The sequence below is a fragment of the Streptomyces sp. NPDC002888 genome (assembly GCF_042888465.1).
GTDB lineage: Bacteria > Actinomycetota > Actinomycetes > Streptomycetales > Streptomycetaceae > Streptomyces.
On the sequence record NZ_JBIAPU010000004.1, the window covers coordinates 159,986 to 172,260 of the forward strand.

Consider the following 12,275-nt stretch of genomic DNA (forward strand, 5'->3'; position numbering starts at 1 on the left):
CTGCTCGCCGCTCGGGACATGGGAGCCGAACGGGGTAGCCCCGCGTGCACCGGGCTGTCCCGGGTTCGAGCCTGGGGCCATGAGCATCCGTCCCTGGGTCGTCGTCGAGCCACCGGACAGCCGTGGACTGCGTCGGGTCGTCGTGGGCGGTGAGACGGTGGGGCGCGCCTGGTCCCTGGGCGAACTGCGGAAAATCCTCGGGCGACACGGCTACCCGGAGGACTTGGATCTTCAGGATCCGGCGTCCGTCTGCTGGCGCGGGGGTGACAGCCGGGCGTGGCCCGACCGCGCCTGGCGACGGCGCGGGGTCACTGTCCTCGTGGTGGCCGGACTGCTCGCGTCCATGGCCCTCAACGCGGTCGTCGGAGGGCCGGACGCCTCCGGGGCGCTGACGTTCGCGCAACGGATCAGTGGGGTGTCGTTCCTCCTGGCGGGCGCGGTGCAGTTGCTGGCGGCCGGCGCGGCGGTCGACTACGGGTCGAAACGGCAGTCCAAGGTCTCCGGGGCGGTCGTCCTGCTCGGTGTGCTCATCGCGCTGGCCACGGACAGTCTTCTGCTGCTCATGTGGTTCGAAGAGATGGAGTTCACGACGTACGCGCTGGTTTTCATGCCTCTGTGGTGCTGGTCCGTCTGGGCGCTTTTCTTTCTTGTTCGCGACAAGTCGTGGAAGGGGGTTCCGCAGCCCAAGAGGTTCGCGGCCGGTGTGGTCGCGACCGCGCTCCTGACCGGCATCAGTCTGGCCTACTCAACCATGTACCAACCCACGGCGGCCCCGATGCACTTCGCCTTGAAGGCTGAGTTCGGGAAGGCGCAGGTGGATCGTACGGTCTCTTCTTACGTTCAGGTCCCGCTGACGCTTTACGTGAAGAACACCGGAGGAATTCCGGTGTACATCGTCAATGACATGTACAAGGTCCGTGCCAGAGGTGCTGGGTACGAAAAGTACAGCGATGAAGGGGACTTGGAGGACGAGTGGAGAAAGAGTGCGGGCAAGCGGGGCGAGGAAGCAGAACTCCACGTCGGTCAGATCGGCTACACCATGCTGAGCAGCGGACATTTCTACGGCCCGGGCAACCGGATCGAAAGCGGACAGGAATACACCCTCAGACATGTTTTCCAGCTTCCCAAGGACGCGACGTACGACACGGTGAAGGTCGACCTCAGGATTTTCTATATGAGAAAGGACCGGGGGAAACTCGATGTGGAGGAGTTCGAAACTCCTCACTACTCCTGGAAGAAAAGGTCTGGAAGGTATTACTGTCCGCTGAGCAGCGGGTGCGCCCCGACGGTCATTTATCACGGGCTGGTGCGGCACAATAACAACCTCGTCAATCTGACGCGCGCACCGCGTTATGTGACGGCGATCTGGTCTCCACTGCGTGATCCCATCGCGTCCATTTCACCGTTCCACTTCCAGGGGGAGTCGAATTTCCGGCAGGAGGAGAAGAGGGAGCTGGACAGATACGGGGCCGCGCAGGTGTCCCTCACATCAGAGGTGTCCCTGGCGGAACTGCTGAGGTCCTCCTAATCCGCCTCCGCGAGCCAGGTTCCCGTATCGACTCCGTAGTCCTGGTCGAGGTCCGAAGCGGTCTGCTCGCACTGGGAAGCCGGTGTGCCGAGGGTTCCGAAGAGTTCGTCTCTCGGAAGGATCTCAGCGAGTTGGGGGATGAGTGACGAAATCTCGAACGGGCCGTGGACGTGCGCGTCGTTCCGCAGCTGGGCGAGGACATCGAGGAGTTCATCGTCGTCCTCCGCCTCCTCGGCCTTCCAGAAATCCTTGACCCCTTCGGTGTCCCAGTCGTCGGGCACGAGGCTCTCCAGCCCCTGCGCGAGGGTGTGATCCGCCACCGATTCGAATATGGCGCTGGTGCAGACGGTGGCCTCTTCGGCGAGGGACGCGTCCGACTGCTCCTGATCCGCCGCGGCGTCCTCCTGCTGCTTATTGATCCGGGCGCCCCGGTCCTTCATGTCCTTTTTCGCCCGGGCCTTGCCCTCCGGCGACGTCTCGGGGGCGCTGTAGGCCCTCAGGGACCGACTCTGGTCGTAGGCGCTCTGCGCGAGTTCCTGCGTCTGCTCCGGAGACGTCTCCGGGGCGGCGGCCGTGGCCTCCGTGGCGCTCACCTGCCGCGCGAACCAGCCGACCGTCTGGTCACCCCCGCCTTCCGCCAACGCGTCGTTCAGCTGTCCCCACGTCGCCATCATCCGGTCCCGCAGCTCCTGCGGTGTGTCGGGGTCGCAGATCAGGGGCACAGCAGATGTCGTCCGCTTCACCACCAGGATGATCAACGACCGCTCCTCGGGCGACACCTCGGGGTCGCTGCCCACCGTCAGGGTGGAGGACACCTCCTCCACAAGTGTGATCAGCTGGTCCCGCAGCTCGTCGGGTGTGCCCTCGTCACCGATGGCTTCCAGCGCGGTGATCAGCTGCTTCACGCTCTCGATGACGCCCTGCCTGTCCTGCGGCGACGTCTCCGGGTCCTCGACTGTTTCGAGGGTGGTCGTCAATTCGTCAACAGTCGGCGCGAGTTCCTCGGGCAGGTCTTCCTTCGCCTCGTCCAGGCTCGTCGTTACGTCTTCAATCTGTTCTGTTTGTTCCGTCGGGGGATCGGACGGACCTTGGTCTGTGTCGCTGGCACCTGACGAGTGCTCAGAGGTCGGCGTGTCGCCCGAAGTCGACGTACCACTCGTTGTGGACGGCGTGGACGTAGGCGTCGGAGTAGCGCTCGGAGTAGCGCTCGGTGTCGCGCTCGGTGTCGCGCTCGGCGTCGCGCTCGGCGTCGACGAGGGAGGCGACGTGGCCGTGGGTGACGGAGGCGGTGTCGTCTGGGCGGGTGTTTCGGTGCTGCTCACGCCGGAGGACTGAAGTGCTGTCACCGCACCTGTCAGACCTGCTGGAAACGCGAGCGCCGCAACCAGGACAGACGCGTTGACCCTGTGGAAGGCGTGTCGCCGGGCGGTTCTGGCCATAGTCGTTCCAGATGCGCTTCGCGTGCTGCTTGCTTCATCCGTTGCGGACCCGGGGCCGGCCCCATGAATCCACTGTTCACCCGGTCGGCGCATCGTGCAACGCGAACGCCGGGCCTCGGACCAGGTGTTGTCGCCGAAGGGTCGCTCTCCACGAACCGGACGGGCGGCTGAGGCGTCTACGCCGTCATGGACCTCGAAAAGCCATCAGCTCAGCCCCAGCAGCAGGCACCACCCGAAGGGTGTCTCGCCGTCGCGATCCGGATTCCCGTGCGGATCGTGGTGCTCGTGCTGGTCGTGCCGGTGCGGATGGTGTGGGACGCGCTCGTCGTCGTCGGGCGCGTTCTGAGGGACACCGTGCTTAGGCCGCTCGGGCGGGCGCTGCTGTGGCTGGGGAAGGTCTTGTTGGTCTGGCCGGTCGTCGGCCTGTGGCGCTACCTCCTCGTCCCTGTCGGCAAGGTGCTCGCGTGGCTCGGCAAGGTCCTCGTCGTCGTGCCGCTCATCTGGCTCCACCGGTACGTGCTCACGCCGGTCGGGCATGCCTTCGCCTGGGTGTACGCGCGCGTGCTCACCCCGGTCGGGCACGGGATCATGTGGCTGCTCAGGGGCATCGGGGCCGTGTTCGCCGCCCTCGGCCGTGGCATGTACACCGTCATGGCCGGGCTCGCGCGGTACCTGGTCGTCGTACCCGCGGTATGGCTGTACGAGTGGATCCTCGCGCCCGTCGGCCGGGCCGTGGCCTGGTGTGTGACGGGGGTCGTGCGGCTGGTCGGCATGGTCCTGTACTGGACCACCCGCATTCTGTTCGTGCTGCCCGCGCTCGCCCTCTGGCGCTGGATCCTCACACCCGTCGGACGCGTCCTCGCCGTCGTCGGGCGCGAGGTGTGGGACGCGCTCGGGCACGCCTGGCGGATCGCCGGGCACATCTCGCTCGCCGTCGGACGGTTCCTCGGGACCCTCTTCCGGTGGATCTTCGTGGAGCCGGTGCGGTGGGTGTACCGCACGGTGCTGACACCGGTCGGGCACGTCGTACGGGACCTGGTGCTGCGGCCCGCCGCCGACGCCGCCCGCGCCGTGGGGCGGGCCACCCGGCAGGCCCTCGCCGCCGCCCGTGACTCCGTACGGCAGGCGCGTGCCGACTTCCGCCGCATGCTCTTCGGCGAGCCGCGCGAGCGGGAGGCGGTGGCCCGGCGGGAACCCTCTGACCGTGAGACACGTATTCTTGGTAGTAGTACGACCGCTCTCACGAAGGACTAGGACACTGGGCAAGCGACAGCCCGAAGGCCCGCCGCCCGCACCCGCGGTGCAGCGCATCCGACTGCGCTACACCAAGCGCGGCCGCCTCCGGTTCACCAGCCACCGTGACTTCCAGCGCGCCTTCGAGCGTGCGTTGCGCCGTGCCGAGGTGCCGATGGCGTACTCGGCGGGGTTCACGCCGCATCCGAAGGTGTCGTACGCCAATGCCGCACCCACCGGCACGGGCAGTGAGGCGGAGTACCTGGAGATCGCGCTCACCGACGCGCGCGACCCGGAGAAGCTCAGGCTCCTCCTCGACGAGTCGCTTCCCACCGGGCTCGACATCGTCGACGCGGTCGAGGCCCGCATCTCGGGTCTCGCCGACCGGCTGACGGCCTCCGTGTGGGAGCTGCGGCTGGAGGGAGTGGACCCGGCCGACGCCGGCCGCGCGGTCGAGGCCTTCAACACGGCCGAGACCGTCGAGGTCCAGCGCAAGACCAAGAACGGCGTCCGCACCTTCGACGCCCGCCCCGCGGTCGTACAACTGGAAACGCACAGTGACCCGGCTGATAGGCCGACCGACCAGCCCTGTGCGATACTGCGGCTGGTTGTTCGGCACGTGACGCCTGCCGTTCGACCCGACGACGTCCTGTCCGGTCTCCGCGCCGTGGCCGACCTGGCGCCGCCGGTCCCCGCAGCGGTGACCAGGCTGGCGCAGGGGCTGCTCGATGAAGAGACCGGCACGGTGACCGACCCGCTCGCGCCCGACCGCGAGGCAGCGGAGGCCAACTCAACGGCCGATCCGACTGCCGCCGCGAAGGTGTCGGCGTAAGGAAGGTCCCGCGAAGGGACGGACGTCGTAGCGCAGCCCTCGGACTCGGGAGCCACCTGGGTCGGGCAGCGCACCGACCACAAGACTTTCGCCAGGCCGTACGCATTCGGCGTACGGAACCGGCGAGACAGGACACAGAGAGCTCCCGTGCGGCGCCCGCGCCCCGGACGGCGGCACCGCGCATCGCGCGAGCCGCGGACGTCAACGGCGATCGACGTGATCGACGCCGGACCAGGCGCGGCGCCCGGGAGCCTGACGGGAGAAACGCCCGCATGCTCGAGCCGACCGAAACCGATGAGTCCGTGACGGACTCCGAGAAGAACAGCCCCAGCGACACGCTGCCGCCGCGCCGCCGGCGCCGTGCCGCGTCCCGCCCGGCCGGTCCGCCGACCGCCGCGTCCGCCGAGGAGTCGGCGGAGATCGTCGCGCCGGCCATACCGGCTGTGACGGACGAGGACGAGGAAGAGAAGACCGACGAGACCGTCGAGGCCGTCGAGGAGGCCACCGAGGCCGCTGCGCCCGCCGCGCGTCCGCGGCGTCGTGCGACACGGCGCGCGTCCGCGCCCGTCGGGGCTCCGGCTTCGGCCGAGGCCGCCGAAACGGTCGTGCCGGTGACTGCCGCGTCGGAGGAGACCGGTACTGCCGCCCCTGCGGTGGCCGAGGCGCCGGAGCAGGCGGGGGAGGCCGAGGAGGCCGCTCCGCCCCGGGCCCGTCGTCGTGCGACGCGCCGCGTGTCCGCGCCCGCCGCGGCTCCCGCTCCGGCCGAGGCCGTGGAGAGCGCGGCCGACGCGTCGGTGACGGCCGAGGCCGCCGCTCCGGCCGCTGAGACTGCCCCCGCTGCCGAGGAGACCGCGCCCGCCGCGCGTCCGCGCCGCCGGGCCACCCGCCGGACGACCACGCCTGCGGGTGCGCCGAAGGATGCCGAGGCCGCCGAGACGGGCGTGGCTCAGGCCGGTGCGGAGCCGGAGACGGCTGCCGCCGGTGCTGGGGAGGCCGAGGTCGCCGCCCCCGCCGAGGTCGCCGCTTCCTCCGCCGAGACCGCTGCCTCCGGTGAGGAGGCCACCCCGCGCCGGGCGCGCCGTCGTGCCACGCGTCGTGTCTCCGCTCCGGTGGAGGCGGAGGCGGCCGTGAGCGACGAGTCGGCCCAGGTCTCCGAGTCCGCCGACGCCGACACCGGCGCGGCGAAGGCTCCCGTGTCCGAGGCCGCCACGCCGAGCGACGAGGCCCGTACCGACGCGGTGTCGGGTGGGCAGACCCCTGTCACCGTGGCCGCCGATGACGCCGCCGCCCAGGCCGACGAGGCCGGCGCCCCGCGCCGTGCCCGGCGCCGGTCCGTGCGCAAGGCTGCTGTCGGGTTCTCGGAGTCCGGGCGGGCGGAGGCCGGCGAGGCCGAGGCGCCGCGTCGGCCGGCGCGGCCCGCCGTCGCCGTGTTCCAGGCGCCGGTGTTCGCCGAGCCGAGGTTCCAGACGCCGGAGCGGGCCGCTGCCGAAGCGGCCGCCACGGCTGCGGAGGATGTCACCGAGGAGCCCGTCGAGACCGAGGCCGTCGAGGAGTTCCCGGAGGAGCAGGCCGGCTCGCGACGGCGTCGTCGGCGCCGGGGCGCGGGCGGCGACGAGACCGAGACCGCCCGGCCCGCCGAGGCCGAGACCGTCCGGGTCGCCGAGACCGCCGTGGAGGAAAGCGAGTCGGAGGAGGCCGAGGACTCGGCCGAGGACACCGCCGAGGGTGACGAGTCGGAGGAGACCGGGTCGCGGCGACGCCGTCGGCGCGGTGGCCGTCGTCGGCGCCGGGGCGACTCCGGTGACGCCGAGGGCAGCGAGTCCGGGGACGCCGAGTCCGACGAGCTCGCCGCCGAGCAGGCCGAGCAGGACGCCGAGGACACCGCCGAGCAGGCCGACGAGGACGCGGAGGACGACGACGCACACGGCGACGAGTCCGGTGGGTCGAGCTCCAGCAGCCGTCGCCGCCGTCGCCGTCGCCGTCGTGCCGGTGACTCCGGCACGGAGGCCGAGTCGTCGACCGACGACCCCGAGCGCACCGTTGTGAAGGTCCGCGAGCCGCGCAAGCCCTCCGAGCCGTCCGACGAGGTGCAGTCCATCAAGGGCTCGACCCGTCTCGAGGCCAAGAAGCAGCGCCGCCGCGAGGGGCGTGAGCAGGGCCGCCGTCGTGTTCCGATCATCACCGAGGCCGAGTTCCTGGCCCGGCGCGAGGCCGTCGAGCGCGTGATGATCGTCCGGCAGAGCGGTGAGCGCACGCAGATCGGCGTCCTGGAGGACGGCGTGCTCGTCGAGCACTACGTCAACAAGGAGCAGTCGACCTCGTACGTCGGCAACGTCTACCTGGGCAAGGTCCAGAACGTGCTGCCGTCGATGGAGGCCGCCTTCATCGACATCGGCAAGGGCCGCAACGCGGTCCTCTACGCGGGTGAGGTGAACTTCGAGGCGCTGGGCATGGCCAACGGCCCGCGTCGCATCGAGTCCGCGCTGAAGTCGGGCCAGTCGGTGCTCGTGCAGGTCACCAAGGACCCGATCGGGCACAAGGGCGCCCGTCTGACCAGCCAGGTCTCGCTTCCTGGCCGCTACCTCGTGTACGTCCCCGAGGGCTCGATGACCGGCATCAGCCGCAAGCTGCCCGACACCGAGCGGGCCCGGCTGAAGACCATCCTCAAGAAGATCGTCCCCGAGGACGCGGGCGTCATCGTGCGCACCGCCGCCGAGGGCGCGAGCGAGGACGAGCTGCGGCGGGACGTCGAACGGCTCCAGGCGCAGTGGGAGGACATCCAGAAGAAGGCGAAGGGCGGCAACGCCCCGACGCTGCTGTACGGCGAGCCGGACATGACCGTCCGGGTCGTGCGCGACATCTTCAACGAGGACTTCTCCAAGGTCGTCGTCAGCGGCGACGACGCCTGGCAGACCATCCACGGCTACGTCTCGCACGTCGCCCCGGACCTCGCCGAGCGGCTGTCGAAGTGGACCTCCGAGGTCGACGTCTTCGCCACGTACCGGATCGACGAGCAGCTCGCCAAGGCGCTGGACCGCAAGGTCTGGCTGCCCAGCGGCGGTTCGCTGGTGATCGACCGGACCGAGGCGATGGTCGTGGTCGACGTCAACACCGGCAAGTTCACCGGTCAGGGCGGCAACCTCGAGGAGACGGTCACCAGGAACAACCTGGAGGCGGCCGAGGAGATCGTGCGTCAGCTGCGGCTGCGCGACCTCGGCGGCATCATCGTCATCGACTTCATCGACATGGTGCTGGAGTCCAACCGGGACCTCGTCCTGCGGCGCCTCCTGGAGTGCCTGGGCCGGGACCGTACGAAGCACCAGGTCGCCGAGGTGACCTCGCTGGGGCTCGTGCAGATGACCCGCAAGCGGGTCGGCCAGGGCCTGCTGGAGTCGTTCTCCGAGACCTGCGTCCACTGCAACGGGCGCGGTGTCATCGTCCACATGGAGCAGCCGACCTCCACCGGAGGCGGCGGCAAGCGCAAGAAGCGCGGGCGGGGCGGCGACGGACACGTCCACGAGCACGAGGCCGTGGAGACCACCGAGGCCGTCCTGACCGCCGAGGAGGAGGCGGAGAGCGAGGCCGAGGTCGCCGCCGAGGTGGCCGAGCCGGTCGCGCTCACCGCACCCGACTTCGCGCCGGACGAGGAGCTGTACAGCAGCGTCGCCGAGGCGGAGGCCGCCATCGGACGTGGTCGCGGCAGGCGCCGGGCGAGCCGGCGGGCGTCGGCCCCGGCCGGTGCGCCGAAGGGCGGCGCGAAGAGCGAGACGGTGAAGAAGGCCGAGGTCGTCGCCGAGGCGCCGACGGTCCAGCCGACGGCTCAGGACGTCACGGCCGAGGAAGAGGTCGCGCGTCCGGTGCTGCCGGAGGAGGCCGCCGTCGCGCACGCCGAGCCGGTCGCCGTCGAGGACCCGGTCGTCGAGGCTCCCGCAGCCGAGGAGGCCGCGCCGAAGGGCCGTACGCGCCGTCGTGCGACCCGCAAGGCGACCGCGCCCGCCGGTTCGCCGGCCGGGGCGGAGGCGGCCGTGGTGACGGTCTCCGAGGCCGCGCCGACCCCGCAGCCCGAGGCGGCGCAGGCCGCGGAGCCGGCCGAGACCGCCGCTCAGGTCGCTGAGGCCGCCGAGGCCGAGGCGCCCGCCGAGAGCGCCGCTCCGGCCCGTCCGCGGCGCCGCGCCGTGCGCAAGGCCACCGCACCCACCGCGTCCGAGGAGACAGCCGTCGTGGTCGTCCCCGCGGTCCCGGCGGAGGAGGCCGTCGAGGCCCCGGCCGCCGAGGAGGCGGGCGAGGACACGGCGCCGGCCAAGAAGACGGCCGCCCGCAAGACGGCCAAGAAGGCGACGGCGAAGAAGGCCGCCACCAAGAAGACCGTGGCCAAGAAGACGGCCGCGAAGAAGACGACGGCCAAGAAGGTCACGGCGAAGAAGGCCGCGGCCAAGAAGACCGTGGCGGCTGAGCAGGAGGCACCGTCCTCCGTGTCGGCCTCCACCGACGAGGGCTGACCGACGTCAGTGGTGCCGGGGCCGCGCGCTCCGGCACCACTGCCGACGTGATCGGCCGCATACCTGCGGAGCCCGGCTCGGTTTGACCCTTTCGGCCGGGGCCCCGTAATCTTGACCGTCGGCGTGTCGAATGACGTGCCACATCCCCGTAAACCTTTTCCTCCCGGGTACTTCGGTGACTGGGAGAGGCCGTCCGTGTTCGTGCCCGGGTGGCTGGACTGCGGGGGTGCCGTTTCCGAGCGAGAGAGTGAGATCCGCTTGTACGCCATCGTGCGCAGCGGTGGTCGCCAGCACAAGGTTGCTGTCGGCGACATCGTTGAGGTTGACAAGATTTCCACCGCCAAGGTTGGCGACACGGTCGAGCTCTCGACCCTGCTCGTTGTCGACGGCGACGCTGTGACCAGCGACCCGTGGGTGCTGGCCGGTATCAAGGTCCAGGCCGAGGTCGTGGACCACCACAAGGGTGTGAAGATCGACATCCTTCGCTACAAGAACAAGACCGGCTACCGCCGTCGTCAGGGCCACCGCCAGCAGTACACGGCGATCAAGGTCACTGAGATCCCCGCGGCTGCGAAGTAAGGGACTGAGGAGACATGGCACACAAGAAGGGCGCATCGTCCACCCGGAACGGTCGCGACTCGAATGCCCAGCGGCTCGGCGTGAAGCGCTTCGGCGGTCAGGTCGTCAACGCGGGTGAGATCCTGATCCGCCAGCGTGGCACCCACTTCCACCCGGGCTCCGGCGTCGGCCGTGGCGGCGACGACACGCTGTTCGCGCTGCAGGCCGGTGCGGTGGAGTTCGGTACGTTCCGCGGCCGCAAGGTCGTGAACATCGTTCCGGTCGCCTGAGCTCAGGCTTAGACCGAACGCTTCGCGAGGCGGACCTCACTTCCCGGGTGGGAAGGCGGGTCCGCCTTTCGCGTGTTGACCAGGTAACACCCGCACGTCTTTGGAGGCACCCACCATGACCACCTTCGTGGACCGCGTCGAACTGCATGTCGGCGCAGGCAACGGAGGTCACGGCTGTGCCTCCGTCCACCGGGAGAAGTTCAAGCCGCTCGGCGGTCCGGACGGCGGCAACGGCGGACGCGGCGGCGATGTGATCCTCACCGTCGACCAGTCCGTCACCACCCTCCTCGACTACCACCACTCCCCGCACCGCAAGGCCACCAACGGCAAGCCCGGTGAGGGCGGCAACCGGTCCGGCAAGGACGGGCAGGACCTGGTCCTGCCGGTGCCGGACGGCACGGTCGTCCTCGACAGGGCGGGCAACGTGCTCGCCGACCTGGTCGGGCACGGCACGTCGTTCGTCGCCGCGCAGGGCGGCCGGGGCGGGCTCGGCAACGCGGCGCTGGCGTCGGCGCGGCGCAAGGCGCCCGGGTTCGCGCTGCTCGGGGAGCCAGGCGATCTGCACGACATCGTGCTGGAGCTGAAGACCGTCGCCGACGTGGCGCTGGTCGGGTACCCGAGCGCCGGCAAGTCGTCCCTGATCTCCGTGCTCAGCGCGGCCAAGCCGAAGATCGCCGACTATCCGTTCACCACCCTCATCCCGAACCTGGGGGTCGTGACCGCCGGGTCGACCGTCTACACCATCGCCGACGTGCCCGGTCTCATCCCGGGCGCCAGCCAGGGCAAGGGGCTGGGTCTGGAGTTCCTGCGGCACGTCGAGCGGTGCAGCGTGCTCGTGCACGTGCTGGACACGGCCACGCTCGAATCCGACCGTGACCCCCTCTCCGACCTCGACATCATCGAGGAGGAGCTCCGGCAGTACGGCGGGCTCGACAACCGTCCCCGCATGGTCGTCCTGAACAAGATCGACGTACCGGACGGCAAGGACCTCGCGGAGATGGTGCGGCCCGACCTGGAGGCACGTGGCTACCGTGTCTTCGAGGTGTCGGCCGTCGCCCACATGGGGCTGAAGGAGCTGTCGTTCGCGCTCGCCGACCTCGTCGGCACGGCGCGGGCCGCGAAGCCCAAGGAAGAGGCGACGCGCATCGTCATCCGGCCCAAGGCCGTGGACGACGCGGGGTTCGCCGTCACGCGCGAGGACGACGGGCTGTTCCGCGTCCGGGGCGAGAAGCCCGAACGCTGGGTGCGGCAGACCGACTTCAACAACGACGAGGCTGTGGGATACCTCGCCGACCGTCTCAACCGCCTCGGTGTGGAGGACGAGTTGATGAAGGCCGGGGCCCGGTCGGGCGATGGTGTGGCCATCGGGCCCGAGGACAACGCGGTCGTCTTCGACTGGGAGCCGTCCGTGACCGCCGGTGCGGAGATGCTGGGCCGGCGCGGTGAGGACCACCGCTTCGAGGCCCCGCGGCCCGCGACCCAGCGCCGCCGCGACCGCCAGGCCGAACGGGACGAGGCGGAGCAGGAGTACGACGGGTTCGAGCCGTTCTAGTTGTGCCGGGTTCTTTGGCGTGGGCTTTGCCTGAGGTGTGCGCGGGGTTGGTGCGGGCCGTGGGTGGGTCGCGCATTCCGGCGCTTACCGGGTGCCGCCCTTCTGTGGGTCGGGAGCCGCCCCAGGCGGCACGCATGCCCGCGGACTGACGGCGTGGCTCTGGCGGCGCGCGTGCCTGCGGTTTGCCTGACGTAATGTCACGTTCAACCCGTTGCCCCCCAGGGGCAACGGGTTTTCTCTTGTCTGGCTGTTTGTCATGTACGGGAATGGTTCTGTTCAGCGGGCGGACCCGCTGCGCGTGGGAGCTTCCGGAGGTCAAGAGGCCTGCGAGGTAAGGGAGTTTC

Annotated in this window: 9 protein-coding genes; 8 read left to right on the forward strand and 1 reads right to left on the reverse strand. The window is 70.3% G+C overall.

Features of this window, described 5'->3' with window-relative positions; all coding sequences use genetic code 11:
* Window positions 1-79: 79 nt before the first annotated feature.
* Window positions 80-1,528 (forward strand): Yip1 family protein, encoded by a 1,449-nt coding sequence (locus ACFYWX_RS08415; protein ID WP_389423192.1) that lies wholly within the window; start codon window positions 80-82, stop codon window positions 1,526-1,528.
* On the opposite strand, the gene ACFYWX_RS08420 is transcribed toward ACFYWX_RS08415, so the two are convergent.
* Window positions 1,525-2,505, reverse strand: a complete 981-nt coding sequence (locus ACFYWX_RS08420) for a hypothetical protein (RefSeq protein WP_389423193.1) — start codon at window positions 2,503-2,505, stop codon at window positions 1,525-1,527. The two genes, ACFYWX_RS08415 and ACFYWX_RS08420, sit on opposite strands and share 4 nt — an antisense overlap.
* A gap of 118 nt (window positions 2,506-2,623) precedes the next feature.
* Between ACFYWX_RS08420 and ACFYWX_RS08425 the strand changes: the two genes are divergently transcribed.
* The 7 genes from ACFYWX_RS08425 (at window position 2,624) to obgE (ending at window position 11,931) form a co-directional block, all read left to right on the forward strand.
* A complete protein-coding gene (locus ACFYWX_RS08425; RefSeq protein ID WP_389423194.1) occupies window positions 2,624-2,863 on the forward strand; it encodes a hypothetical protein in 240 nt (79 codons plus the stop codon).
* Between the two features lie 290 nt (window positions 2,864-3,153).
* Complete coding sequence (locus ACFYWX_RS08430) at window positions 3,154-4,221, forward strand: hypothetical protein (protein WP_389423195.1); 1,068 nt, start codon at window positions 3,154-3,156, stop codon at window positions 4,219-4,221.
* Window positions 4,222-4,267: 46 nt separating this feature from the next.
* Entirely contained in the window at window positions 4,268-5,032 is a 765-nt protein-coding gene (locus tag ACFYWX_RS08435; protein ID WP_389423196.1) for a TIGR03936 family radical SAM-associated protein, read from the forward strand.
* Window positions 5,033-5,304: 272 nt separating this feature from the next.
* On the forward strand, window positions 5,305-9,531 hold the full coding sequence (locus ACFYWX_RS08440) for a ribonuclease E/G (RefSeq protein ID WP_389423197.1): 4,227 nt from the start codon (window positions 5,305-5,307) through the stop codon (window positions 9,529-9,531).
* Between the two features lie 258 nt (window positions 9,532-9,789).
* Window positions 9,790-10,110: a 50S ribosomal protein L21 gene (gene rplU / locus ACFYWX_RS08445; protein WP_007381993.1), complete on the forward strand. Its 321-nt coding sequence runs from the start codon at window positions 9,790-9,792 to the stop codon at window positions 10,108-10,110.
* Between the two features lie 14 nt (window positions 10,111-10,124).
* The gene (rpmA, locus tag ACFYWX_RS08450; protein ID WP_389423198.1) at window positions 10,125-10,379 is read left to right on the forward strand and encodes a 50S ribosomal protein L27; all 255 of its coding nucleotides are present in this window, start codon (window positions 10,125-10,127) and stop codon (window positions 10,377-10,379) included.
* A gap of 115 nt (window positions 10,380-10,494) precedes the next feature.
* A complete protein-coding gene (gene obgE / locus ACFYWX_RS08455; RefSeq protein ID WP_389423199.1) occupies window positions 10,495-11,931 on the forward strand; it encodes a GTPase ObgE in 1,437 nt (478 codons plus the stop codon).
* Window positions 11,932-12,275 lie beyond the last annotated feature (344 nt).